The following is a 25549-nucleotide window of genomic DNA, read 5'->3' as shown; positions in this document are numbered from 1 at the left end:
CGCCCGGTAGGCTAGAACCATGGCCAGCGTTCTCAAGCTCACAGATGTGTCCATCGTCCGCGACGAGAATACGATTCTCGACAGTGTGAACTGGACCGTCGAGCCGGACGAACGGTGGGTGATCCTCGGCCCCAACGGTGCGGGCAAGACGACGCTGCTGCAGATCGCGGCAGCCGCCATCCACCCGACGAGCGGCACGGCCGACGTGCTGGGGGAGCAGCTCGGCAAGAGCGACCTGGCCGAACTGCGTCCGCGACTCGGGTTCGCCTCGAGCGCCATGGCACGTCGCATTCCGCGCAACGAGAAGGTGCTCGACGTCGTGATGACAGCAGCGTATGCCGTCACCGGCCGCTGGAACGAAGAGTACGAAGAGATCGACGAGCGTCGCGCCCACCGCGTGCTCAACGAATGGAACCTCGATCACCTTTCGGAGCGGGCATTCGGAACGCTCAGCGACGGCGAGCAGAAGAGAGTCCAGATCGCCCGTGCCGTCATGACGGACCCTGAGATCCTTCTCCTCGACGAACCGGCCGCGAGCCTCGACCTCGGCGGCCGCGAAGAGCTCCTCGAGCTGCTCGGCGGCTTCGCGAGCGACCCGCGATCGCCTGCCATCGTCATGGTCACGCACCACGTCGAAGAGATCCCACTCGGGTTCCGCAACGCACTGCTGCTCCGGAAGGGCGGAGTCGTCGCTCAAGGCGTCATCGACACCGTCATCACCTCGGAGAAACTCAGCGACACCTTCGGTCGTGGCATCGACCTGACCGAGTCCGACGGCCGCTACAGCGCGCGGGCATCCGTCGCGGCAGAGTCCTGAACCATCTGCTAAACTCGATAGCTGGCCCACGAGCCATCATGCTTCTCGCCCCGCGCGACACACGTGCAGCGCAGCGGGCAAGACACCCTAATCACTAAGCAACAAGGAAGCCCTGATGAAGACCGACATTCACCCCGCGTACGCTCCGGTGGTTTTCCGCGACCTGGCCTCGGGTGCGACGTTCCTCACCCGTTCCACGGTGACGAGCGACAAGACGATCGAGTGGGAAGACGGCAACACCTACCCGGTGATCGACGTCGAGATCTCCTCCGAATCGCACCCCTTCTACACCGGCAAGCAGCGCATCCTCGACTCGGCCGGCCGTGTCGAGAAGTTCAACTCGCGCTACAAGGGCTTCGGCAAGTAACCAGCTTTCATCGATAAGGCGACCGGCTCCGGCCGGTCGCCTTTTCGTCGCGCGGCGCGCTGGAGCTGAAATACCCCCGTCAGCGGACCGGCCAAGCACCCGAGGTTGTGAACAGCGGGTTGTGCTCGCGTCGCATGTAGGCCTGGAAGTCTTCGGCCTGCTCGAGGCTCCACTGCACCTGGCGGCGGTGCAACTCGGCCGCCTCGAGGGCCAGCTCCTCGGCATGGGCCCGGGCGATCGCCTGAGCGACCCGGCCCGCGGCGATCGCATCGGCGCCTGCGTCGTGCGCGTCGGTGAGGTCGACGCCGTAGAACAGAGCGGTCAGCTCGAGGGTGCGCTTGCCTTTGCGGTATTTGTCGACCGCCCTGTCGATCACGAGCGGATCGATGACGGGACCGGGCGCTGACAGCGGCACGATGCCGTACCGCAGCGCTTCGCGGTTCAGGAGCGTGAAGTCGTAGGGGGCGTTGTACGCGACGACCGGAGTTCCGCGTTCGAAGACCGCGCGGAGTGCCGACACGATCTGCGCGACGGCCTGGCCCGCGGGAAGGCCGCGCGCCCGGGCATGCTCCGTGCTGATGCCGTGGACAGCCGTCGCCTCGACCGGGATCTCGACTCCGGGATCGACGAGCCAGTCGTTGCGTTGGATGACGAGACCTTCGGCATTGAGCAGCCCGACATGGGCCGACACGATCCGGGACGTCTCGACGTCGATCCCCGTCGTCTCGAGATCGAATACGCCCAGTTCCTCGTGCCAGTTGCTCATGGTCCAAGGCTAGGTGAGACCACCGTCAGTCCCGTGCGGACACACGCACGACGCTGTCGAAAGGTCAGCGCTGGGCGGGCTCGATGTGCAGCCAGTAGAAGTTCTGCGTGCCGAGCGTCAGGCTGAAGCGACCGTCGTCGGCCACCGTCGGGAACTCGCCTCCGCCGAACAGGTCGAAGAGACGCGACCCTGCGAACTCCGGCGCCTCCAGCGACACGGCCACGGGGTTGTGCGCAAAGCTGAACACGCACAGCACGTCCTCCGGCAGGTCACCGAAATGCGTGCCGCTGCCGGCATACGACCGGACGAACGCGAGCACCGACTCGTGGTCGGTCTGCAGCACCCGGATCGACCCCAGCCCGAAGACCGGATGCGCCTTGCGCACGTGGATGACGTTACGGATCCAGTGCAGCAGCGAACGCGACTGCGCGAGCTGGGCTTCCACATTGATCTGGTTGTAGTGGTAGACCAGCGACTGCACGACGGGGAGGAACAGCTTGCCGGGATCGGCGGTCGAGAACCCGGCATTGCGGTCGGGCGTCCACTGCATCGGCGTACGCGAGCTGTCGCGGTCGGGCAACCAGATGTTGTCGCCCATCCCGATCTCGTCGCCGTAATAGAGGAACGGGCTCCCCGGGAGCGAGAACAGCAGAGCGTGCGCAAGCTCCAGCTCGGCGCGCGAGTTGTCGAGCAGGGGAGCCAGGCGGCGACGGATGCCGATGTTGGCGCGCATCCGCGGGTCGTAGGCGTACCAGCCGTACATCGCCTGCCTGTACTCCTCGCTGACCATCTCGAGCGTCAGCTCGTCGTGGTTGCGGAGGAACACACCCCAGCCCGCCGACTCCGGGATGTCCGTCGTCTCGGACAGCACCCGCACGAGCTCTCCTGCCTGCTGCGAACGCAACGAGTAGAAGATGCGGGGCATCACGGGGAAGTCGAACGCCATGTGGCATTCGGGCTCCTCTTCCGTGCCGAAGAACGCAGCGACCTCACGAGGCCACTGGTTGGCCTCTGCAACCATGACGCGGCCCGGGTATTCGCGGTCGACCATCGCGCGGAGCCGTTTGATGAACTCGTGCGTCGGCGGCTCGCCTTCGCCGTTTCCTTCATCGGACTCGTAGAGGTATGGGATCGCATCCAGCCGGAAGCCGTCGACGCCCATGTCGAGCCAGTACCGCACGATGTCGAACATCGCCTCGTGCACAGCGGGGTTCTCGAAGTTGAGGTCCGGCTGGTGGGAGAAGAAGCGGTGGAAGTAGAACTGGCGCCGCTCGGAGTCGAAGGCCCAGTTGGAGTCCTCCGTGTCGATGAAGATGATTCGGATGTCCGGCCATTTGTCGTCGGTGTCGTTCCAGACGTAGAAGTCCCCGTACGGCCCCTCGGGGTCGGAACGCGACTGCTGGAACCACTCGTGCTGGTCAGACGTGTGGTTCATCGGAAGGTCGATGATCACGCGCATGTTGCGTTCGTGCGCCTTGGTGACCAGGTCTTTGAATTCGTCGATCGTCCCGAATTCGGGCAGGATCGTGCGGAAGTCCGACACGTCGTACCCGCCGTCGCGCAGCGGGGAGGTGAAGAACGGCGGAAGCCAGAGGGCATCGACGCCGAGCCATTGCAGATAGTCCAGCTTCGACGTGAGACCACCGAGATCACCCGACCCGTCACCGTTGCTGTCGACGAAGGAACGGATCATGACCTCGTAGAAGACCGATCGCCGATACCACTGGGGGTCGAGTGTGAGGCCTGGCAACGTGATCGGCGCGGTGAAGCTCACGTTTCTCCTTCCGGGTGCCGTGACGTTCTGCAAGCGATTACAACCGTTCGAGTCTAGGTCTTACTACGGGTGCCGTGTCTAGTACGCGCCTGTGGGAGGGCTCCGGATGTCCGGTGTGCGCGGCCTCGCTGCCTAAACTTGAGCCTGATGATCGCTTCTTCGCCTTACGACGACCGTCTCGGCCGCATCCCCGTGCGCGCCGGCGACGCTCACGTCCTCGGCAGTACCACCCGGTACTGGGACTACGGCGACCCGTCCGCCGCCACATCGATCGTGCTCGTGCACGGTTTTCGCGGCGACCATCATGGTCTCGAACCGGTAGTGGCGCACCTGGACGGATTCCGGCTGATCTCACCGGACCTTCCCGGTTTCGGCGAATCGGAGCCACTCCGTGACGCGCACCACGACATCGACGGGTACGCCGCCTGGCTGCGGGCCTTCGTCGCGTCACTCGACCTGACCGGTCGCGTCGTGATCCTCGGGCACTCGTTCGGGTCGATCATCGTCTCCGCGGCTCTCGCCGGCCGTGCTGTCGACCCGGCCGACGCCCTCCACCCAGCCGACGTCGTCCTCGTGAACCCGATCGCCGCTCCAGCGCTCACAGGCCCCCGCGGCGTCCTCACGCGTCTCGCCGTGTTCTACTACTGGCTGGCCTCGGTGCTCCCGGAGCGTCTCGGGTTCGCCCTGCTGCGCAACGGACTCATCGTCCGGGTGATGAGCGTGGCGATGGCGAAGACCGACGACAAGGCTCTCCGCCGCTGGATCCACGATCAGCACGACCGCTATTTCAGCGCGTTCTCCGACCGGCGGGTCGTGCTCGAAGCGTTCCGCGCATCCGTGGGCAACGACGTCAGCGAGTTCGCGCCGCGCATCCCGGAGCGCACACTGCTGATCGCGGCGGACAAAGACGACATCACACCTGTCGCAGCCCAGGAGCGGCTGGTGGCACTGTTCCCGGATGCGCGCCTGCACGTCATCGCCGACGTGGGCCACCTCATCCACTACGAGGTCCCGGCCGAAGCCGCCGAGCAGATCACGGCCTTCCTCGCACAGCCGACCGCGGACGGCTCGCGATGAAGATCGTCTTCGACTGCCGGTACACGCGCATCGGGCGTCACGACGGCATCAGCCGTTACACGGCCGGTCTCGTCACCGCGCTCGCCCAGCGCCATCCGGTCACCATGCTGATCAGCGATCACCGCCAGTTGGAGCTGCTCCCCGACCTGCCCTGGGAGCTCATCAGCGCGCCCACGAGCGTGCGGGAACCGTGGGTGGCTTACCAGGTGAACAAGCTCAAGCCCGATGTCGTCTTCACGCCCATGCAGACCATGGGCGGCTGGGGACGCGGCTACCGGCTGGTGCTCACCGTGCACGACCTCATCTACTACCGCAACCGCACCCCTCCGCGCGACCTGGCCTGGCCCATCCGCTTGCTGTGGCGCCTGTACCATCTGGCCTGGTGGCCGCAGCGGATGCTGCTGAACCGGGCGGATGCGGTGGTCACCGTCTCGCAGACCACCAAGAATCTGATCACCGAGCATCACCTGACCAGGCGGCCGATCTCGGTGGTCATGAACGCCGCGGACGCGCCAGGCGAACCGCATGCTGCGCCCACGGTGCGAACGGAACCCGTGTCGAAGTCGCTCGTGTACATGGGCTCGTTCATGCCGTACAAGAATGTGGACACGCTGGTCCGTGCCGCCGCTCAGCTTCCCGACTACGAGCTGCACCTGATGAGCCGTATCGACGAACGCGAACGGGAACGCCTGACCGCGATCGCACCGGGAGCCCGGATCGTCTTCCACGACGGCGCCAGCGATGAGGAGTACACGCAGGCGCTACGGGACGCGACGGCGCTCGTGACCGCATCCCTGGATGAGGGGTTCGGCATCCCGCTCGTGGAGTCGATGACGCTCGGAACGCCGGTCGTCGTCAGCGACATCCCCATCTTCCGCGAGATCGGAGGATACGCAGCCCTGTACTTCGACCCGACGTCCGTCGACGAGCTGGTCGCACGCATCCGCGAGCTGGAGGCACCTGGCGTGTGGGCGGGGCGGTCCTCGGTGTCTGAGCGTGAGGCGGGCCGCTTCACCTGGGACGCTTCGGCGGAGCACCTGATGACCGTGCTGACCGCCGCGGCCGCACGATCGAGGCGCCGGTTGCGCTGAACGACGCCTGGCTGTGCTGAACGCCGCCGGGGCTGAGCGCCGGAGCTAGAGGACCGACGCTGTGAACAGGTCGCGTTCCTCGAGCCCGACGTTGAACCGGTCGAGTTCGAGCTTGCCGTCGCGGTACACGAACGTGTGCACCGAACCGTTCGGGATGACTTCGCCCGGCCCGGGAAGAGCGTGGCCGGTGACGTGACGCACCAGGGACCCGATCACCCCGCCGTGACTGACGACGATGAGCGATTCGCCGTCGTGGTGCTCGGCGAGGTCGAGGAGCGCCGGAAGCGCGCGTTCGACCACGGCCTCCCGGGTTTCGCGGCCGGGGACCGGCGTCCCTTCCGGCCACCGGGCCAGGATCTCCGCGCCGGTCAGTCCCTCGGCTTCGCCGTATCGGCGCTCGGCGATCCCGTCGACCGGCGTGGGTTCGCCGAGGTCGACATGCCCGGCGATAATGCTCGCGGTCTCTGCCGCGCGACTCAGGGGACTCGTGTAGATCGCATCCCAGTCGCCCGCGGCGAGCGCCCGGCCTGTCGCATCCGCCTGCGCCCGCCCGGTGGAGTTCAACGGCACGTCGGTCGAACCCTGGATGCGCCGGGCGAGATTCCAGTCGGTCTGACCGTGGCGCACGAGAGACAGTCTGGTCACGCGATCCCTTTCCGGGGACGGCCGGCCAGACAGCGCCGCCTTTGCCGGGGTGCGATCAGGCGGTGAGCCGGGCGGAGAGCTCCACGAGCGTCTCCGTCGTCCCTGCGTCCAGCTTAACCGTCGCGCGCGTGTCGCCTTTGGTGACTCCGCGGTTCACGATGATGATCGGGATGCGCCGACGTCTGGCCTGTTCGAGGAGCCGGATACCCGAATTGACCACGAGGGACGAACCGGCGATGAGGAGTGCGTCGGAACGCTGGACGAGCGCGCTCGCTTCGCGATACTTCTCCGCCGGGATGAACTCGCCGAAGAACACGACGTCGGGCTTCAGGCGGCCGCCGCAGACCGTGCAATCCGGGACGACGAACGCCTCGATGTCGGTCACGATCGCGTCCCCGTCCGGTGCGATCTCCACCGCATCCGGCTGGTCGAGCCAGGGATTCGCCTCCTCGATCCGCGCCGAGATGGCCTCGCGTGCGAAGATCTGGCCGCAGTTGAGGCAGAGCACGCGGTCCATCGCGCCGTGCAGGTCGACGACCTTGCGGGAACCTGCGCGCGTATGGAGTCCGTCGACGTTCTGCGTGATGACCCCGGTCAGCGCACCCCCCGCCTCGAGGAGCGCAAGGGCGCGATGTCCGGCGTTCGGTTCGGCGGCCCTGAAACGTCGGTACCCCAGGTGGCTTCCCGCCCAGTAGCGCTTGCGATGCGCGTCGCTGCCGAGGAACTGCTGGAACGTCATCGGCGACCGTTTCGGTGCGCCCTCTCCGCGGTAGTCGGGGATGCCCGAGTCGGTGCTGACGCCTGCGCCGGTGAGGACAGCGAAACGGCGCGTCGCCAGAAGTTCGGCTGCGCGGTCGAGGTCGCCCTCGACCGGAGCGGCCGGCTCGGTCACCAGCGCAGTCATCCCCACCTCCGGATCCGGATGCACGGACGCACGAAAGCGCACCGTCCATCCTGAGTGTAAACACCCCAGTTTTCCGGTTTGTTTCCGGCAACTGGCAATGTAGGAGCGCGACGGACACCAGAAGCGACAGGACGGCGGCACCGACATGCTCATCAGGCGCATCAGCGATCTCAGCGACCCGGCGCTCGACGACTACTCGCGGCTGACCGATGTGGCACTCCGACGCGTGAGCGAGCCTGCCGGCGGCCTGTACATCGCCGAGTCGACGAAAGTGATCACCCGTGCCATCGCCGCCGGCCATCGTCCCCGCTCCGTGCTGTTGCAGGAGCAGTGGCTGCCCGACGTCGAGCCGCTCCTCGCGGCCTTCCCTGAGGTCCCGGTCTTCGTCGGCGACAGCCCGTTGCTCGAACGGCTCACCGGCTATCACCTGCACCGCGGCGCCCTGGCCGCGATGCACCGCCCGGCGCTTCCCGACCCGCGCGACCTGCTCGCGCCGGCCACCCGGGTGGTCGTGCTCGAAGACATCGTGGATCACACCAATGTCGGGGCCATCTTCCGGAGCGTCGCCGGTCTTGGCGCGGATGCCGTACTCGTCACGCCCCGCTGCGCCGACCCGCTGTACCGGCGGAGTGTGCGGGTGAGCATGGGGACCGTGCTGCAGGTGCCGTGGACTCGTCTGCCCGAATGGGATGAGGCGGCGCCGATACTGCACGACGCCGGATTCACCATCGCTGCTCTCGCACTCGCCGACGACGCCGTCAGCCTCGACGTGTTCGCCGCCGATCCACCCGGCCGGGTCGCGCTCGTTCTCGGCTCGGAGGGCGACGGGCTCAGCCGGCACGCACTCGGTGCGGCAGACACCGTGGTAACCATCCCGATGCGTCACGGCGTGGACTCGCTGAACCTCGCATCCGCCAGCGCCGTCGCGCTCTGGGCACTCCGCGACCGCTGAGCGCGGCGGCCCCGAGGCCAGGTTCGGGCGGGGTCTGCGACGCTCGGGGCCCTTTCAGGGCTTCCACTGGATGCTCGCATTATGATCTAACGCGTGCCAGACCAGCCCCGCCGTGCGACACGTGAGACGACGAAGCGTCGAACGTACCGCAGGCGGCGCATCGTGGTGTTCGGCATTCTCGGCCTGTTCCTGGTCAGCGCGATGTACGTGACGGGGTCGCTCGTCGCTCCGATGCCTGCGACCGCCGCCGTCACCGAGCACGAGACGGCGATCGCCCAGCCGGCCGCCCAGCTGTCCTGGCCGGGATTCGGCGCAAGTGCGATCACTGCGCTCGACTATCCGGGAGTGTCCGAGTTCCACGGGACCAACGCGAGCCTTCCGATCGCCAGTATGACGAAGACGATCACCGCGCTCGTGGTGCTCGCGAAGAAGCCGCTCAAAGCGGGTGACGACGGTCCGAGCATCCGATTCACCGCCGCTGACGTCGCGGTGTGGAACCAGGTCATCGCCGATGGCGGGTCGTGGGCACCGGTCGTGGCCGGCACGTCGATGACGGAGAAGCAGGCGCTCACCGCGATGCTGCTCCCGTCGGCCAACAACTACGCGATCTCCCTGGCGAACTGGGCCTTCGGAAGCGTGGGCGCCTACCTCAAGGCCGCGAAAGCCTGGCTGTCGTCGCACAACCTCAGCGGCACCCATGTCGTCGACGCGAGCGGGCTCGACCCGGGCAGCCGCAGCACCACCAAAGACCTGATCGCCATCGGGAAGCTCGTGCTCGCTGACCCCGTGCTCCCGTCGATCGTCGCGACGAAAGAGGCCACCCTCCCGGGCGCCGGCCTGCAGCAGAACACCAACGTGCTCCTCGGTGTCGACGGCATCGACGGGATCAAGACCGGCAACACCGACCAGGCGGGCAACTGCCTGCTGTTCTCGGCGGATGTCGCGGTCGGCTCCAGCACGGTGCGCGTGCTCGGCGTAGTCGTCGGCGCGCCCACCCACGACGCGCTCTGGGCGGCGGTGAAGACCCTGCTGGTCAGCATGCAGAACGGCTTCCATGAAGTCGACGTGGCCACCGACGGACAGGTTTTCGGAACCTATACGACAGTGTGGGGTGCGAAATCGAAGCTCGTCGCGACGTCGACCAAGATGTTCCTGGTCTGGTCGGACACACCGGTGAGCGTGTCGATCCAGACCCGGCCCGTGCAGACCGGCAACGCGGGCGAAGTCGTCGGCGAGGTCTCGTTCACGCTCAACGGCAAGACCGAGACGGCGCAGCTCGCACTCCAGTCGAAGCTTCCCGATCCGGGATTCTGGTGGCGTCTGGGGCACCCGGGCGGTCTGGGGGCCTGAGGTACCCGGGCTCGACCGAGGCCCGGTAAGACCAGGCACGCCGACTCAGTCCCCGGGGTAGCCGGGGTAGGTGAACGGCGCCGCCTCGGGCCGCTTGGGCAGGATGTGGTCGCCCGACGACTGGTGGCGGATGCGGCGGACCACCCACGGCACCAGGTATTCGCGCGCCCACGAGAGGTCCTCCGCGCGTGCCTTCCGCCAGGTCCGCTCCGGTAGCGGTTCCGGCTGAAGCGGTTGCAGGTCGTTCTCGACGTTCAGCGCAGCGAGCACCATGCGAGCGACGGTGTGGTGGCCGAGCGGGGCGAGGTGCAGGCGGTCGGGCGCCCACATCCGCGCATCCTGGATCTCGGTCAGCGACCACTGGTCTGCGACGATGCAGTCGTAGCGTGCCGCGACAGCGCGCACGTTCTCGTTGTAGATCGCGACCTTTCCCCGGATACCGCGGAAGACGGACGAGAAGCCGACGTCGACGCCGGTGAACACCACCACGGTCGCCCCATCGGACCTGAGCCGGGCGACCGCGGCGTCGAAGAGCGCGGCGATATGGTCCGGGTCGGTGCCGGGACGGATGACGTCGTTTCCGCCCGCCGAGATCGTCACCAGGTCGGGGCGCAAGGCGAGCGCCGGCTCCACCTGTTCGTCGAGGATCTGCTTGATGAGCTTTCCTCGCACCGCCAGGTTCGCATAGGCGAAATCGTCGGTCTGGCTACTGAGGACCTCCGCGACCCGGTCCGCCCAGCCGCGGTGGCCTCCGGGGCTTCGCGGCTCCGGGTCTCCGATACCTTCGGTGAACGAGTCGCCGATCGCGACATAACGGGACCAGGGATGCTGCACGTCGGCCATGCATCCATTCTGCACGCCTTCACACCACGTATACGTTCGCGGCCAGCACGCTCGGGCCGGCCTTAGCGTCAGGGCTGCGCGCCGCCGCCCTGTGCTGCATCGGCGGCACTGAGCCGCGCGATCGCGTCGCGAGTCGTGCCGTAGATCGTCGATCCGGCGTCGAGCCCGAACTCGGAGAGGACCCGGGCGAGGTCGGGTCGCACCCGGCAGTATCCGAAGGAGAGACCACGCTCGAGCACCCACTGTTTCGTCGCGGCGACGGCGTCCGCGCCGGTGACGTCGATATCGCCGATCGCCTCGCAGTCGATCACCACGTGGCGGACCTCGGCCGGCGCCGCGGCCAGCACCGCTCCCTCGACGGCATCCTTGAACGCGGACGCGTTCGCGAAGAACACGCGCGCGGCGAAGCGGATCACGAGGATCCCGGGGGCGGTCACCTCTCCTCTCTCCTGGACCGGGAGAATCGACCCCTGGGGGACACCCTGGGCGTTCAGCACATCGACGGCGGGGTCGGCCGCCGATTTCGCCAGGTTGACGAGGGCGAGGACGAAGGCGATCAGGATGCCCTGGATCGGGCCGAGCAGCAGCGAGGTGAGAAAGCAGACGGCCGCTACGGCGAACTCGAACTTGCGCAGCCGCCAGAGAGCTGCGAACTCGCCGAAACCGAGCAAGGGGACGACGGCGACCGTGATGATCGCACCGATCACGGGGGAGGGGATGTGCTCGAGCAGGCCCGTGCCGAAGATGACGAGCAGCAGGGTGATCACCGCTGTCACGAGGGCCGGCACCTGGGTGCGGGAGCCGGCCTGGTCCATCGCCGCCGTACGCGAGGTGGACGACCCCATCGTGAAGGCGCCTGACGCACCGGCGGCGACGTTGGCCGCGCCGAATGCGAACAGGTCCCTGTTGAGATTCACCGGGTAGTCGCGTTTGGCGCCGTACGCGCGAGAGACCAGAAGCCCCTCGCCCATCGCGACGACGGTCAGCGCTGCCGCACTCGGTATGAGAGCGAGCCACATGCTCCAGTCGATGATCGGCCAGGTGAGCTTCGGCGGCCCCGCCTGGATCGTTCCGAGGACCGCGACCCCCTGGTTCTCGAGTCCGGCTGACACATCCAGGATGGTCCACAGCACCAGCACGACAAGTGCCCAGGGCACACGCGCGAGCCACCGCCGGCCGAGGAGGATGATCGCGATCGATGATACGGAGATCAGCACCGACCAGGGGTTCACCGTCGGCAGCCCGGTGAACAACTCGCCCAGTTTGACGAGGAACTCCTCGCCGGAATGGATCTTCACGCCGAGCATCTTCGCGACCTGGTCGAGCAGGATGTCGAGGGCCAGACCTCCGACGAAGCCCGTCAGGATGGGCTTCGAAAGGAAGTTCGCGAGAAACCCGAGCTTGAAGAACGCACAGGCGAAGAACATGACGCCGCCGATGATCGCCTGCGCGAGGGCGAGGGTCGCGTAGTCCTTCCCTCCGGCCACGGCGAGCCCGCCCAACGATGATGCGACCAGCGCCGACGCAGCAGCGTCGGGAGAGGCGACCAGCTGCCTCGACGAGACGAGGAGCGCCCAGATCGCGGCGGGGACGATCAGGGCGTAGAGCCCGGCCGTCGCGGGGAGCCCGGCGATCTGCGAGTAGCCGATGTTGACCGGCACGGCGATCGCGAGAAGCGTGACACCGGCGAGAAGCTCCCGACCGACGTTGTGCATCGTGAGCCCCGGCAGGAGCAGTCGCGGCCTGGCCTCCGGGTTGAGAACGTCTTCGCTCACGATTCGACCTTTCGACCGCACGCCCGTCGAGTGCGAGCATAGCCGTCGCCCCGAATCGCGACCAGCGCGCCGACCACAGTCGGCGCGCACCTGCTGCTTTACTGCCGTCATGGACAAGATCGCGGCCTTCTTCGAAAGCGCGAACCTCTCCGGCTGGGACATCCTCCTCGCGGTCCTCGCGCTCATCGCCGGGTTCGTGTTCGGATCCCTCGCCAAGAGAGCCGTACTCGCCGTCGGACGCCGATGGCCCAGGGTGAGCAGCGCCCTCGTCGCACTGCTCGCCCGCATCGTGAAATACCTCATCGTGCTGCTCGGCGTGGGCGTCGCGCTGGCGTTCCTGGGTGCGAACCTGCAGCCGCTCATCGTCAGCGTCATCATCATCGGGCTGATCGCGGCCCTCGCACTGCGCGACATCGCCGCCAACTGGGGAGCTGCGATCGTGCTGCAGTCCCGGCGCCCGATCGATGTCGGCCAGTGGGTGGAGATCCAGGGCTACGTCGGCTCTGTGCAGGACCTCACCGCGCGCTCGGTGATCGTCCACACCATCGACGGCCGCAGTGTGCACATCCCGAACTCCCTCGTCGTCGACAATCCGCTGGTGAACCTCAGCGAGCGCGGGGCCCTGCGCACGAGCATCCAGGTGCGGATGCTGACGACCGAGCGTTTCGCGACGCTGTCGGCCCTCGTCGCGGAGGCCGCCGCATCCGCCGACGGACTGGGTGACCAGCCCGTGCAGGTGCGGGCGACACAGTCGGGAAGCGACCGGATGACGTTCGGCGTCGACTTCTGGCATGACCCTTCGGCGTGGGAGGCCGTGACGTCCAACGTCGTCGTGGCGGTGACGAACGCTCTGAAGGATGCAGGAATCGAGGCGACCGTCACCTCCCTGGAGATGGCCGACCCGATCATCCCGCAGCCGTCCGTCTGAGTCGGCCCGGACACCCGCCGAAGCTGGCGGTGCCGAAGGTGTCAGTGGGAGCCGGTAAATTGGTTCCAAGTGGATACACCGACCTCGCCGCCGACACCCGAACGCCCGGGTGCACATGTCGGTACCTTCGCCGCGGAGCACCTGTCACCGTCCTTCCCGGAGCGCGCGGCCTGGGGGACGGCACGCAAGCTGCGCGCGTGGCAGGCGGAAGCTCTCGACGCGTACTTCGTACACGAGCCTCGTGACTTCCTCGCCGCAGCGACGCCGGGGGCCGGCAAGACCACGTTCGCACTCCGGCTCGCTACGGAACTCCTCGCGCGACGCGTGGTGGAGCGCGTGACCGTCGTCGCACCGACCGAGCACCTCAAGAGGCAGTGGGCAGAGGCCGCCGAACGGGTCGGCATCCGGCTCGACCCGACCTTCAGGAACGCCGACGGCCGTTACGGGCGGCACTACAAGGGCGTCGCCGTCACCTATGCCCAGGTCGCCATGCGGCCGAGCCTGCACCGTGACATCACCGATTCGTATCGCACTCTGGTGATCCTCGACGAAGTCCACCATGGCGGAGACGCCCTCAACTGGGGCGACGGCATCCGCGAAGCGTTCGAGACCGCAACCCGGCGCCTCGCCCTCACGGGAACCCCGTTCCGGTCCGACACAGCGGCGATCCCGTTCGTGACCTACCTGCCCGACCGCCACGGCATCCGCACCTCGCAGACCGACTACAACTACGGGTACGGTCGCGCCCTCGAAGACGGTGTCGTGCGCCCGGTCATCTTCATGGTCTACGCCGGGCACATGCGGTGGCGCACCAAAGCGGGCGACGAGATGGAGGCGCGCCTCGGCGAAGGCAACACCAAAGACATCACCTCGCAGGCATGGCGGACCGCGCTCGACCCCAAAGGCGAATGGATCCCGGCCGTGCTGAGTGCCGCGAACCGTCGGCTGACCGAGGTACGCAATTCGATTCCGGATGCAGGTGGCCTCGTCATCGCCACCGATCACTACACCGCGCGTGCCTACGCCGACATCCTCCGCCAGCTCACGGGAGAGCCGGTGACGGTCGTCCTCTCCGACGAGAAGGAGGCCAGCGACCGCATCGAAGAGTTCTCGAAAGGCACGACGCGGTGGATGGTCGCGGTGCGCATGGTGTCAGAAGGTGTCGACGTGCCGCGGCTGTCCGTCGGCGTGTACGCGACCAGTGCATCCACCGCCCTGTTCTTCGCCCAGGCGATCGGGCGTTTCGTCCGAGCCCGCCGGCGCGGTGAGACCGCGTCGGTGTTCCTGCCGAACGTCCCGATGCTCATGAGTCTCGCGGCGCAGCTCGAACTCGAAAGGGATCATGCCCTCGACCGCATCCGCACCGGTGACGAAGAAGGTGACCTCTACAACCCCGAAGACGCCATGGTCGCCGAAGCGAACCGGGACGACAAGGCGTCGGACCGTCTGCAGGACCTCTTCGCGTTCGAAGCGCTGGCGTCTGAGGCGAACTTCGATCGAGTGCTGTACGACGGCGCCGAATTCGGCAGTTACGCGGTCCCGGGAAGTGACGAAGAACACGACTTCATCGGGCTGCCCGGCATTCTCGAACCGGAGCAGGTACACGAACTCCTCACTCAGCGGCAGGCCCGACAGGCTCGTCGGGGGTCGTCGCGACCGCAGCACGGAGGAAGCGCCGAGAATGCCGCACACCCGCCGGCGCCCCTGTACCGCAACCTCAAGGAGCAGCGCAGCCTGCTGAACAGCCTGGTCGGGCTGTACGCGAAAAACACCGGTGAAGCGCACGGCCTCGTGCACGCCGAGCTGAGGCGGGTGTGCGGGGGTCCTGCGGTCGCGCAGGCCAGCGTCACGCAGTTGCAGGCGCGGATCGACTTCCTCAGGCGGCGGCTGGGCTCCTAGGCCGGGCTCCTGGGCGGGGCTCCAGGGCTAGGGCTCCAGGGCCGGGCTCCAGGGCCGGGCTCCTAGGCCGGGCTCCTAGGCCGGGCTCCCAGCACCGGGCTCCGTGCGCGGAGCTGTCGGTGTCTCGTTCTAGGCTTGTGTCATGACGACTGAGAACGGTTTACACGACGACGAGCCGCACCGCGAAGGCCTCGCGCAGCGGCTCAACTGGTTGCGGGCGGGCGTCCTCGGCGCCAACGACGGGATCGTCTCCGTCGCCGCCATCGTCGTCGGTGTCGCCGGTGCCACCAGCGCCTTCGCACCCATCCTCACGGCCGGTCTTGCCGGGCTGGTCGGCGGCGCGGTCTCGATGGCCCTCGGCGAGTACGTGTCGGTGAGCAGCCAGCGCGACAGTGAGCACGCGCTCATCGCGAAGGAGAAACGTGAGCTCGCGGAGATGCCGGAGGAGGAGTTCGAGGAGCTCGCCGGACTCTACGAAGCGAAGGGACTCTCACCGGCGACGGCGCGGCAGGTCGCACACGAGCTGACCGAGCACGACGTTCTCGCCGCGCACCTGTCGGCGGAACTGAACATCGACCAGAACGACGTCGTCAGTCCGTGGCATGCGGCGTTCGCCTCGGCTATCGCCTTCACCATCGGTGGAATCCTTCCGCTGTTGTCGATCCTGTTTCTTCCTCCGTCGATCCGAATCATCGTCACGTTCGTGGTGGTTCTCATCGCTCTGGCGATCACCGGCTATGTCGCCGCGTACATCGGTGGAAGCTCGCGCGGCAGGGCGGTGGTGCGTGTCGTGATCGGTGGTGCGCTCGCGCTGATCGCGACCTTCCTGATCGGGTCGCTGCTCGGCACCTCGGGTGTGGTCTGAGGCGTTCAGCGCTAGCGGAAGTCGCGTGAGGCCGTCCGTATCCCGGTCGTGAGGGTTTCCAGGCGATCCGCGATCACGTTGACCACTCCTTCTTCTGACCGCTCGAGCATTCCGCGGATGATCATCGCCGGCGCTTCCCTCGCCACCCGACGGTAACGATTCCAGACACCCACCGGGCACACCACATTGACGAGCCCTGTCTCGTCTTCGAGGTTGAGGAAGGTCACCCCGCCTGCAGTAGCCGGGCGTTGCCGGTGGGTCACAACGCCGCCCACCTCGATGCGCCTGCCCGTTTCGGCTCCCATCAGCTGTTCTGCGCGGTACACCCCTCGTTCGCTCAGCTGCGGCCGGAGGAAACGGATGGGATGGTCGTCCGTCGAGATCCCCGTCGCCCACAGGTCGGACGCCAGCTGTTCGGGTGGAGTGAGCAGCGGCAGCAGCGGCGGCTGCACCGTGATCGTCGTCCCGTTGAGGTAGTCGGCTTTCTCCTGAGCGGCGTTGCCTGCCTCCCAGATCGCCTGGCGGCGGCTGAGTCCCAGGGTGTCGAATGCTCCCGCCGTCGCGAGTGCTTCGAGCTGGGCCACGTTCAGGCCGACACGGCGCACCAGGTCGCCCAGGTCGCGGTAGGCACCCGCGGTGGTGCGTTCGGCGACGATCCGTTCGGCGAGTTTCTCTCCGATGGAGGTGACCCCTGCGAGTCCGAGCCGTACCGCGAATCCGGCATCGCGCCGGTGTGCACTCTCATCGAGCGGCACGGAGCGGTCGAACGGCATGATCGGCGGCTGGTCGGCGTCCAGGCACCGGTCGGAACCCGTGGCCGCCGCGGGTTCGACGCCTGTCGCCGGCTCGATCGGTTCGAGCACCGGGAACACGTCGGATCGCAGGATGTCGGGTCGCAGTACTTCGACGCCGTGCCTGCGCGCATCCGCTGTCAACGTCCTCGGCGAGTAGAACCCCATCGGCTGCGCCCGGAGCAGCGCGGCGAGGAAGGCCCCGGGGTAGTGCAGTTTCATCCACGAGCTCACATACACGAGCAGAGCGAAGCTGATCGCGTGGCTTTCGGCGAATCCGAAGTTCGCGAACGCCTCGATCTTGCTGTAGATCGCATCCGCATCGACACCCGTGATGCCGTTGCCGGCCATGCCTTCATACAGTTTGTCTCGCAGCGTGCCGATCTTCTCCTGGCCGCGTTTCGATCCCATGGCTCTCCGCAGGAGGTCGGCGTCCTCTGCCGTGCAGTTTCCGACCGCGACCGCCATCTGCATCAGCTGTTCCTGGAACAGCGGCACCCCGAGGGTGCGTTCGAGCACCGGTTCGAGCGACGGGTGCAGGTAGGTCACCTTCTCTGTGCCGAGTTTGCGCCGGATGTACGGATGCACCGCTCCGCCCTGGATGGGCCCTGGCCGGATCAGCGCGATCTCGATGACCAGGTCGTAGAACTCGCGGGGCTGAAGACGGGGGAGTGTGCCGATCTGTGCACGGCTCTCGACCTGGAACACCCCGATCGAGTCCGCACGGCACAGCATGTCGTAGACGCCTTGCTCCTCTTTCGGGATCGTGTCGAGGGTCCAGTGCTCTCCTATCGCCGTCGAGATCGTCTTCATCGAGTAGTCGAGTGCGCTGAGCATCCCCAGCCCGAGCAGGTCGAACTTGACCAGGCCCATCCATGCGCAGTCGTCTTTATCCCATTGCAGCACCGTGCGGTTCTCCATGCGGGCGTGTTCGATCGGGCACACCTCGCCGACCGGTCGATCCGTGAGCACCATCCCTCCCGAGTGGATGCCCAGGTGCCGGGGGAAGCGCAGTACCTGTTGTGCCAGCTCGACCACATTGTCGGGGATGTCATGGTCGACGCTGGTCTGCACTGAACCCCAGGAGTCGATCTGTTTGGACCATCCGTCCTGCTGGCCCGGGCTGTAACCGAGTGCTTTCGCCATGTCACGCACCGCGTTCTTGGGGCGGTAGGTGATCACGTTGGCGACCTGCGCCGCGTTGAGGCGTCCGTAGCGACGGTAGACGTACTGGATGACTTCTTCGCGGCGATCCGAGTCGAAGTCCACATCGATGTCGGGTTCCTCTTCGCGCATGCTCGACAGGAACCGTTCGAACGGCAGGTTGTATTTGATCGAGTCGACGGCGGTGATGTCGAGGAGGTAGCACACCGCCGAGTTCGCTGCCGAACCCCGGCCCTGGCAGAGGATGCCCTGCGAGCGGGCGTATTTCACGATGTCGTACACGATCAGGAAGTAGCCGGGGAAGTCTTTCGCCTCGATCACGTCGAGTTCGCGCTGGATCCGTTCCCGTTTCGCGCTGTGTCTCGTCGAATCCAGGTCGGGGTATTTTCGTGCCGCCCCCTGCCAGGTCAGCTCGCGAAGCCAGCTCATCGGAGTGTGGCCATCGGGGACATCCTGTTTCGGGAGTTTCGGGCGTGCGCTGCGCAGCCGGAACGACAGGTCGTCAGCGATCTCGACCGTGCGCTCGACCGCTCCGGGGTAGCGCTGGAACCGTGTCGCCATCTCCCGTCCGCTGCGCAGGTGTGCACCATCGGATGCGGGCAGCCAGCCGTCCATCTCGTCCAGACTCCGGCGAGCACGCACGGATGCGAGGGCCGAAGCCAGCGGATATTGGGCAGGGGTCGCATAGTGGACGTTGTTGGTCGCCACCATGGCCAGCCCGTGCCGTGTCGCGATCTCCGCCAGCACATCGTTGTCGGTGCTGTCGAGAGGATTGCCCTGGTCGAACAGTTCCACGAGAACGTTCTCGTGTCCGAACCGTTCGACGAGCTTCATGACCTCGCGTTCCGTTGCTGCAGCATCCGGTGCCGCATTGCGTACCGAAGCGCCCGCCCCGTGCATGCCGCCCGCGAGCGCTTGCCGCACCGCCCCTTTGCGGCAGCCGGTCAGCACCATCCATTCGCCGCCGGCGCGGTCGGCCAGGTCGTCGAGGTCGTAGAGGGGTCGGCCTTTCTCCGCACCGGCCAGCTGGCCTGCTGTCAGGGCTCCGGCCAGGCGATGATATCCCTCTTCTTTTTTGGCCAGCACGACCAGGTGGCTTCCTTCCGGGTCGGCTTCGCCGTTCTGCGGTTTGCTCAGGTCGAGTGAAAGCTCTGCACCGAACACCGTTTTGACCCGGTCGTAGCCTTCGGCCGCCTCCGCGAGGTGCACGATGCCGTACAACCCGTCGTGGTCGGTCAGTGCCAGCCCGTGGAGGCGGAGCCTGGTGGCCTCTTCGAGCAGTTCTTCAGGGGAGCTCGCCCCGTCGAGGAAACTGAAGTTGGAGTGCGCGTGGAGTTCCGCATACGGAATGTGGTCCGCATCCGGTTGTTCATCCAGCAGTTTCGGCGGCTGGTATGGCTCGCGCTTACGGGACCAGGCCGGACTGTCTCCGCCGTCTCCGTCGCCGTCGTGCGGCGGCCCGCCCGTACGACGTGTGTCGGACAGGCGGCGTTCGAATTCCGCCCACGGGATCGGAGGGTTGTTCCAGCCCATCAGGCATCCCTTCCTACGGTTCCGGCAGTGACGTCAGTCATAGCGGCCCTCCGCCGTCCATTCGTCACCGTCGAGCATGAGCAGCCATGCCGTGCCGTCTGCAGCGACCACCTGGAATCGCTGGATGCTGCGGCTCTGCTGTGCATCCCACCACCGCTCGAGGATGGGCCACGGCCCCGCCCACGCACTGACCTCGCGTGCGTCGCGGATGGACCCCGTGGTCGAGAACAGCGCCATCTGCGCGGTGACCGTACCGCGGTCGTCGACCCGTACCGGTTGGCCGTCGGAGGCGAACACCCCCACACGACGCCGTGTCTCGAACACTGTCGCTGGTGCCGGTGCCGGCAGGCTTCCCGGCCACGGCTGTTTCGTGCCTGCAGCATGTGTCGCACGGTCACCCCATGGGACCAGCTGCTGGCGTTCGGCCAGCACACGGCCCCCACCGATTGTTGCGGTCAGAACTGCCTCATGGCCGAGCATGCTCTGCACCCGGGACAGGCCGTGGTGGATCCGTTCGTCGGCTCCACCGCCCCACAGTCCTTCTTCGTGATGGCCGATGTCGTCGACGCTTTCGGGGGTGACCCGCACACGCGCGATCGGGGAACCCAGCCCACTGTCGATCGCCCCGCTGCCCTGCAGTTGCCAGCGCACCCGGTCGACCACATCGGTAACGCTGAACAGTCGGGGGTGCAGCCACGTGCGTTCGCTGACCTGACCCGATTCGGCAGTCACCTCGATGCGGATGGAGGTGCACACCAGTCCCGCTTTCGTGAGCCCAGCGATGAACGTGTCGGCTGTCGCACGGAACGCGAACGTCACCTGGTCGATCCGGTCGAGTGGCGGTTCGAATTCGATGGTGCGGTCGAGCTGTTTCGGGGGAGTGCGTGGCACCACCCCGGCGCTGTCGAGTCCGCTCGCCAGCAGGTGACCTCGTGCTCCCTGCTCTCCGAACCGTTCCCGCACATCGGTCGTGTCGAGTGCCGCGAGGTCACCGAGAGTATGGATGCCGAGCCGCCGGAACAACGCCGTGAGTTCCGTCTGGGGGAGCAGCGTCACCGGGAGTGGTGCGAGGAAGGTCGGCGATTGTCCCGCCGGGATGATGCGGATGGCGTCGTACCCCGTGCTCCTGGCTGCCTGTTCTGCAGCGAACGGCCCGTCTGCGATACCCACTCGGCCGCCGGCGATGCCCAGTCCTTCGAGGCAGCGGAGAAGCTCCGCTGCAGCGCGTTCTTCGCTGCCGTAGTAGCGGCTCGGACCGCGTGCACGCAGTACGCAGGTTCCCGGACGCACGAGCTGTACGCCCGGCATGATCTCCTCGATTGCTGCCAGTACGGGTTCGAAGGTGCGTGTGTCGAGGATCGGATCGTACGGGAATACCTGTAGTTGTGTGCATCGTGCCTGGGCTTCGCGGATGCGCAGACCACGCTTGACCCCTTCGGCCCGCGCTGCTGCCGAGCAGGCGAAGACGAGGTTGCGGTCGACCAGCGCCACAGGGATGTCGTCTGCGATCTCGTGGGTGTGCATCGTCGCTGTGACCGGCCAGTCCGGGCACCACAGTACGATCGCCCGCGTTACCGTCGGCACGGTCGTGGTTGGCACGGTTGTGATCGGCACGGTTGTCGTCGCCATCAGCCCACCGCTTCCAGCGCTACGGAAGTCAGCGACTGCTGGTGTGGCTGCTGCGAGCGTGACGCCGTTCGTGTTTCTTCTTCTGTCGGCCGGAAGTGTTCACCCGGGTCAGGCAACCAGAGGCGCGCGCTGCGTGAAGCGCCCATACCGCCACGAGCCGTCGCTGTGACCGTGACCTGGCGTGATGAGAGGAAGCCGTTTCCCGAACCGAGCCCTTGCCATCCGCTGTCTGAGATGCTGAGCTTTGCTTCTGCCTGGGGCCAGTCGCCGACCACGATCAGGGTCGCATCACGTTGCCGGAGTCGTGCACCGAGCCGAGCGATGTCGCCGTCTTTGGCTCGCCCCGGAGGCGCGACGACCACTACCGTCAGCACGTCGACCACAGCAGCCGTGACGGTGAGCCATTGATCGCCCGGGTGAGGGACGAGCACCAGCCTTTCCAGATCGATACCGAACCGACCGGCTGCTTCTGCACCGAAGTCGGGCATTCCGACGACGCCACACCACGCGCCTGCCTTCGACGGACCGGCAAGCAATGCCATCAGAAGTGTCGTCGAGCCTTGTATCGAATAGGCGGCTCCAGCCCGCAGTGAGCCACCCGGGAGAAGGCTCGCAATAGCAGGGTGCGTCTGCAGGTTTCGGGTTTCGAGTTTCGTCGCCTGCATCTGCCGGATCCGTGCCTGCAGATCGCTCACCTGGGCCAGGTCTGGCCCCGGTTCGGTGAGGGTAGCTGCAATCGAAGACACACTTCAATTTTCGAACATATGTTCGAAGAACGCAAATGGTTTAACTCTTGTGTGGAGAGCTTGGCAGGCGGATGCGGCCGCCTTTGCGGGGCGTGCGGCTCGGGTCGAGGTGCGCCGGTGGCGTGAACCAGGGAATGTGTTCGCGGACCTGGATGTCCCAGCCGTCGTCGTGCACCCGATGATGGTGGTGCGAGCAGAGCAGGATCCCGTTCTTCAGATCGGTCGGTCCGGTATCCCGATCCCACCAGCGGATGTGGTGCGCCTGCGTGTAGGACGGTGGATGTGGGCAGCCGGTCCAGGCGCACCCGCCGTCCCGGTCGGCCAGGGCGTGCTTCTGCGCCGGGGAGAACAGTCGTTGCTTCCGGCCCAGGTCGAGAACTTCACTGTCACGCCCTAAGACCATGGGGATCAGGTTCGCGTCGGCGGCGAGCCGCCGGGCGGTCGCCGCGGAGATCGGGGTGGGTACCTCGTCGATCTCCGCCGCACCTTTCCCGGAGCGCAGGTCGGCCAACGCCACTCGGACGATCATGGTCACCGGCGGACTGCTGATACCGGACGTGCAGCCGGCCCGGTGCCGGAACACCTCGACCGCCCCATCCGACCGCAGCTGGGCCATACTCCGGGTCTCCGGCATCGCCGCCGTGTCCGGTGTGTCGGGTTCGGGGTCTTCGAACCGCACCCCCGTCGGCCGAGTCGACGCATTGCGGGCGTCACCGGTGTGACCGGAGTCGCCAATGTCGCCAGTGTCGCGAGAGTCGCCAGTGTCCCGAGAGTCGCCTACGTCGTGACCGTCACCGGTGTCGCGGGATTCGCCTACGTCGTGACCGTCGCTGGTGTTGCGGCCGTTGCGTTTGTCGTGGAGGTCGCGGGTGACGTAGGCGGTGATCTGCGGCACCACATGGCCGGCGGATTCGGCGTCGAGGCGCCAGTCGATCCGGGTCATCCCGTCCCGGGTGGTGGTGATCGTCAACGACCTCCGCCTGCGCTGGATCTGCTCGCGGGGTTCGGTGCCGTCCTCATCCAGCCGGTCGCGGAGCTGGATCGCCGACCGGCGCATCTGCTCGACGGTCAGGGCCGGCGCATGCTCGACCAACAGTCGCTCACCCATGCTGCGTTGCTCCAGGCTGCAGCCGTCGCCGGTCTTACCCAGCTCCCGGATAATCACTGCCGCCTGCTCCACCGACACGTGACCGGTGGGCGCAGCGCCGGTCTTCGGGTCGCCCGAGGCTTCCGGTTCTCCCGGGTCACCGGCATCGTTGGGGTCACCCAGCAGTGCGGCAGCCAGTTCGGGAAACTCCGGCGGTAGTTCTTCGCCGGTGAGCGTGTGTTTCGGTGCGGTCGCCCTGGCCACCGCACACAGTTGGCGGGCGTGCGGCAGGCTGGTGCGCCACAGTTCCGCCAGGAACGACCCGATATCACCGTGCCCGCCGGCCCGCACCGGATCCGTGGCTGGGTCCAGGCTGACGGCCCGGTCCAGGGCGGCGATCCGCCGCAACGCCACCCGCTCCAGCACCGCCCGCACTGCGCCGATCGCCGCCAGCGAGCGGGCGTGCAGTTGCGCTTCGCTCAGACCGGAAGCATCCGCATCCGCTACCGCCACAGCATCCGCATCCGCTTCGAGCGCGCGCAACGCGTCGAGCGCGGCAGCGACCGCGTCGAGATCGTCAGCGGCGGGGAAGGTCATGCACCAAGCCAACCAGCAACGCGAACACCAGCATTTGCCGGAGTTCTAATCGGTGGACAACTTCAATGACCCCACCAATGTGGAGGACAGTTCCAAGCCCTGCGGCGGTCACTCATCTGCCTACCAGTGGCTTCAAACAAAAAAGAGCCGGGCCCGAAGACCCGGCTCTCGCCTTGAACTATCCACCCCGGGGCGAACCCCGAAGCAGCGTGTTCAGAGACTCACTCAGTGAGCTCAGATGGGGCGGATGTTCTCCGCCTGCAGACCCTTGGGGCCCTGCGTCACCTCGAACTCGACCTTCTGGTTCTCGTCGAGCGAGCGGTAGCCCGAGCTCGCGATCGCGGAGTAGTGCGCGAACACATCGGCACTTCCGTCATCGGGAGCGATGAAACCAAAGCCCTTTTCTGCGTTGAACCACTTGACCGTACCTGTTGCCATGACAAACTCCTCCAGGAGCGTTAATTGACCTCGAACGCCGAGGCCTCGGTCGCGTGTTGTAAGCCTGCTCCTGAAAGGATCGCAACGTTCCGGGGGTTCCGGCACGCAACCGCTCCATACATGCAAAACACAACGACTTGCCCTAAGCCTACTCACAGGTAGCTGCGAATCCACAGTAAGCGCGCGTTTTGACAGGTTCGCCGTTGCCAAATCGTTAGTCTCGTCAGTCGGCCGTGACGAAGTCGATGAGCTGTTCGACACGTCCGAGAAGGTCCGGTTCGAGGTCGGTGAACGACCGCACGGAGCCGAGGATGCGCTTCCAGGCACGCGCGATATCGGCCTGGTCCGCGTGCGGCCATCCGAGCGTTTCGCAGATGCCGTGCTTCCATTCAATGGATCGGGGAATCACCGGCCACGCCTCGAGGCCCAGCCGAGCAGGCTTCACCGACTGCCACACATCGACGTACGGATGCCCGACAACGAGCACGCTCTTCCCGTACGGTCCGCGCACGACCTGCTCCGCGATCCTGCTCTCCTTCGACCCGGGGACGAGGTGGTCGACCAGCACTCCGATCCGACGGCCTGTCGCTGGGGCGAAGTCCCTGATGATGTCCTCGAGGTGATCCACGCCTTCCAGATATTCCACGACGACACCTTCGACACGCAGGTCATCACCCCAGACTTTCTCCACCAGCTCGGCGTCGTGCCTGCCTTCGACGAAGATCCGGCTCGCACGCGCGACCCGGGCGGGTGCGGCGGCGACACTGAAGGATCCGGATGCGGTCCGGGCTCGCGCACCGGCATCCGCCGACCGGGGGACGACCAGCGTCACCGGCTCACCGTCGATCAGGAAACCTCCACCGAGCGGAAACACGCGCTTCTTGCCGAGACGGTCCTCGAGCTCGACGGTCGAGCGTTCGAGACGTGTGACGGCACCGCAGAAACCACTCGCGGCATCCTCGACGACGAGGTCGCGCACCGCCTCCACATCGGGAACGGGTCTCTGGCCTGCGGTCTTCCACCCCGATGCGAGCACATCGGAGCCGTAGCGGTCGTATGTCACCCGGCGAGCGTAGTTCGCGAGTGCGGCGTGACCGCGACGGCACGCTGTCAGTCGAAGATCCGCACCAGATTCCAGCTGCGTCTCTCGTCGTCGTGCCGCACATCGAAGACGTGCGCTTCGCCACGATCGCTCGTCGCCTGGAACCTCCAGCCGCCGATTCGCCGCGGAACACTGCCGATTCCGTACTCGTTGGGTTCGAACGGTCGCCACCACTCACACGTGTCGGCCCAGACGGTCGGGGTGTCGGTGACACGGTAGCGTGTCGACCGCCACACGAGCCTCACGGGCACTCCGTCATCCGTCGTCCACACTGCGACGGCCTCATCGATCTCCGCCATGTCCACCCGCCTCACTCGCATGTTCGAACATATGTTCGATTGATCGAGTGTACGCCGCTAGCGACCCACGGTGAAAGTCGGGATCGACCGTTTCGGCGTGTCGCGACCGG

The 25549-nt window shown here is 66.6% G+C and carries 22 protein-coding genes; 9 read left to right on the top strand and 13 right to left on the bottom strand.

The annotated features are described in order from the left end of the window. Window positions 1–19 precede the first annotated feature (19 nt). Window positions 20–817 carry an ABC transporter ATP-binding protein gene (locus G3T36_RS09935; RefSeq protein ID WP_163289634.1) on the top strand — a complete coding sequence of 266 codons (798 nt, stop codon included), beginning with the start codon at window positions 20–22 and terminating at the stop codon, window positions 815–817. Between the two features lie 115 nt (window positions 818–932). After that, complete coding sequence (locus G3T36_RS09930; RefSeq protein ID WP_163289633.1) at window positions 933–1184, top strand: type B 50S ribosomal protein L31; 252 nt, start codon at window positions 933–935, stop codon at window positions 1182–1184. Window positions 1185–1263: 79 nt separating this feature from the next. On the opposite strand, the gene G3T36_RS09925 is transcribed toward G3T36_RS09930, so the two are convergent. Both G3T36_RS09925 and treS read right to left on the bottom strand, forming a co-directional pair. After that, window positions 1264–1950, bottom strand: coding sequence for an exonuclease domain-containing protein (locus G3T36_RS09925; protein ID WP_163289632.1), 687 nt, complete (start codon window positions 1948–1950; stop codon window positions 1264–1266). A 64-nt stretch (window positions 1951–2014) separates the two neighbouring features. Then, a complete protein-coding gene (treS, locus tag G3T36_RS09920) occupies window positions 2015–3724 on the bottom strand; it encodes a maltose alpha-D-glucosyltransferase (protein WP_163289631.1) in 1710 nt (569 codons plus the stop codon). A gap of 147 nt (window positions 3725–3871) precedes the next feature. On the opposite strand from treS, the gene G3T36_RS09915 reads away from it, so the two are divergent. Continuing rightward, the gene (locus G3T36_RS09915) at window positions 3872–4801 is read left to right on the top strand and encodes an alpha/beta fold hydrolase (protein WP_163289630.1); all 930 of its coding nucleotides are present in this window, start codon (window positions 3872–3874) and stop codon (window positions 4799–4801) included. Then, the gene (locus tag G3T36_RS09910; protein ID WP_163289629.1) at window positions 4798–5892 is read left to right on the top strand and encodes a glycosyltransferase family 4 protein; all 1095 of its coding nucleotides are present in this window, start codon (window positions 4798–4800) and stop codon (window positions 5890–5892) included. Before G3T36_RS09915 ends, G3T36_RS09910 begins: the two co-directional genes overlap by 4 nt. A 45-nt stretch (window positions 5893–5937) precedes the next feature. Here G3T36_RS09910 and G3T36_RS09905 read toward each other — a convergent pair whose 3' ends face one another. Beyond that, the gene (locus G3T36_RS09905; protein WP_163289628.1) at window positions 5938–6537 is read right to left on the bottom strand and encodes a histidine phosphatase family protein; all 600 of its coding nucleotides are present in this window, start codon (window positions 6535–6537) and stop codon (window positions 5938–5940) included. A gap of 55 nt (window positions 6538–6592) precedes the next feature. Continuing rightward, window positions 6593–7441, bottom strand: coding sequence for a Sir2 family NAD-dependent protein deacetylase (locus G3T36_RS09900; protein ID WP_163289627.1), 849 nt, complete (start codon window positions 7439–7441; stop codon window positions 6593–6595). A gap of 145 nt (window positions 7442–7586) precedes the next feature. On the opposite strand from G3T36_RS09900, the gene G3T36_RS09895 reads away from it, so the two are divergent. Together G3T36_RS09895 and G3T36_RS09890 are read left to right on the top strand one after the other, a co-directional pair. Further along, on the top strand, window positions 7587–8393 hold the full coding sequence (locus tag G3T36_RS09895; RefSeq protein WP_163289626.1) for a TrmH family RNA methyltransferase: 807 nt from the start codon (window positions 7587–7589) through the stop codon (window positions 8391–8393). Window positions 8394–8486: 93 nt separating this feature from the next. Continuing rightward, window positions 8487–9743, top strand: coding sequence for a D-alanyl-D-alanine carboxypeptidase family protein (locus G3T36_RS09890; protein ID WP_338031538.1), 1257 nt, complete (start codon window positions 8487–8489; stop codon window positions 9741–9743). A 45-nt stretch (window positions 9744–9788) separates the two neighbouring features. On the opposite strand, the gene G3T36_RS09885 is transcribed toward G3T36_RS09890, so the two are convergent. Both G3T36_RS09885 and G3T36_RS09880 read right to left on the bottom strand, forming a co-directional pair. After that, window positions 9789–10586 carry an SGNH/GDSL hydrolase family protein gene (locus G3T36_RS09885; RefSeq protein ID WP_163289625.1) on the bottom strand — a complete coding sequence of 266 codons (798 nt, stop codon included), beginning with the start codon at window positions 10584–10586 and terminating at the stop codon, window positions 9789–9791. 68 nt (window positions 10587–10654) lie between these two features. Then, window positions 10655–12361 (bottom strand): SulP family inorganic anion transporter, encoded by a 1707-nt coding sequence (locus G3T36_RS09880; protein ID WP_338031537.1) that lies wholly within the window; start codon window positions 12359–12361, stop codon window positions 10655–10657. 109 nt (window positions 12362–12470) lie between these two features. Between G3T36_RS09880 and G3T36_RS09875 the strand changes: the two genes are divergently transcribed. From G3T36_RS09875 to G3T36_RS09865, 3 genes are all read left to right on the top strand, one after another. Then, entirely contained in the window at window positions 12471–13289 is an 819-nt protein-coding gene (locus G3T36_RS09875; RefSeq protein ID WP_163289624.1) for a mechanosensitive ion channel family protein, read from the top strand. A gap of 69 nt (window positions 13290–13358) precedes the next feature. Continuing rightward, window positions 13359–15188 (top strand): DEAD/DEAH box helicase family protein, encoded by a 1830-nt coding sequence (locus tag G3T36_RS09870; RefSeq protein WP_163289623.1) that lies wholly within the window; start codon window positions 13359–13361, stop codon window positions 15186–15188. 142 nt (window positions 15189–15330) lie between these two features. Continuing rightward, a complete protein-coding gene (locus G3T36_RS09865) occupies window positions 15331–16053 on the top strand; it encodes a VIT1/CCC1 transporter family protein (RefSeq protein ID WP_163289622.1) in 723 nt (240 codons plus the stop codon). Window positions 16054–16064: 11 nt separating this feature from the next. On the opposite strand, the gene G3T36_RS09860 is transcribed toward G3T36_RS09865, so the two are convergent. From G3T36_RS09860 to G3T36_RS09830, 7 genes are all read right to left on the bottom strand, one after another. After that, the gene (locus tag G3T36_RS09860) at window positions 16065–19541 is read right to left on the bottom strand and encodes an error-prone DNA polymerase (RefSeq protein ID WP_163289621.1); all 3477 of its coding nucleotides are present in this window, start codon (window positions 19539–19541) and stop codon (window positions 16065–16067) included. 33 nt (window positions 19542–19574) lie between these two features. Next, on the bottom strand, window positions 19575–21170 hold the full coding sequence (locus tag G3T36_RS09855; protein ID WP_163289620.1) for a DNA polymerase Y family protein: 1596 nt from the start codon (window positions 21168–21170) through the stop codon (window positions 19575–19577). Next, window positions 21170–21916 (bottom strand): DnaE2-dependent mutagenesis accessory factor ImuA', encoded by a 747-nt coding sequence (gene imuA' / locus G3T36_RS09850; RefSeq protein WP_338031536.1) that lies wholly within the window; start codon window positions 21914–21916, stop codon window positions 21170–21172. Before imuA' ends, G3T36_RS09855 begins: the two co-directional genes overlap by 1 nt. Window positions 21917–21956: 40 nt before the next feature. Continuing rightward, window positions 21957–23600 carry an HNH endonuclease signature motif containing protein gene (locus tag G3T36_RS09845; protein WP_163289619.1) on the bottom strand — a complete coding sequence of 548 codons (1644 nt, stop codon included), beginning with the start codon at window positions 23598–23600 and terminating at the stop codon, window positions 21957–21959. 234 nt (window positions 23601–23834) lie between these two features. Beyond that, window positions 23835–24038 (bottom strand): cold-shock protein, encoded by a 204-nt coding sequence (locus G3T36_RS09840; protein WP_163289618.1) that lies wholly within the window; start codon window positions 24036–24038, stop codon window positions 23835–23837. Between the two features lie 223 nt (window positions 24039–24261). Beyond that, window positions 24262–25101, bottom strand: a complete 840-nt coding sequence (locus tag G3T36_RS09835; protein ID WP_338031535.1) for a DUF3097 domain-containing protein — start codon at window positions 25099–25101, stop codon at window positions 24262–24264. Window positions 25102–25148: 47 nt separating this feature from the next. Further along, entirely contained in the window at window positions 25149–25439 is a 291-nt protein-coding gene (locus G3T36_RS09830; protein ID WP_163289617.1) for a DUF6504 family protein, read from the bottom strand. Between the last annotated feature and the right edge of the window lie 110 nt (window positions 25440–25549).

The sequence above is a fragment of the Leifsonia tongyongensis genome (assembly GCF_010686705.1).
GTDB lineage: Bacteria > Actinomycetota > Actinomycetes > Actinomycetales > Microbacteriaceae > Diaminobutyricibacter > Diaminobutyricibacter tongyongensis.
This window is presented reverse-complemented; position numbering and strand designations above follow the sequence as displayed.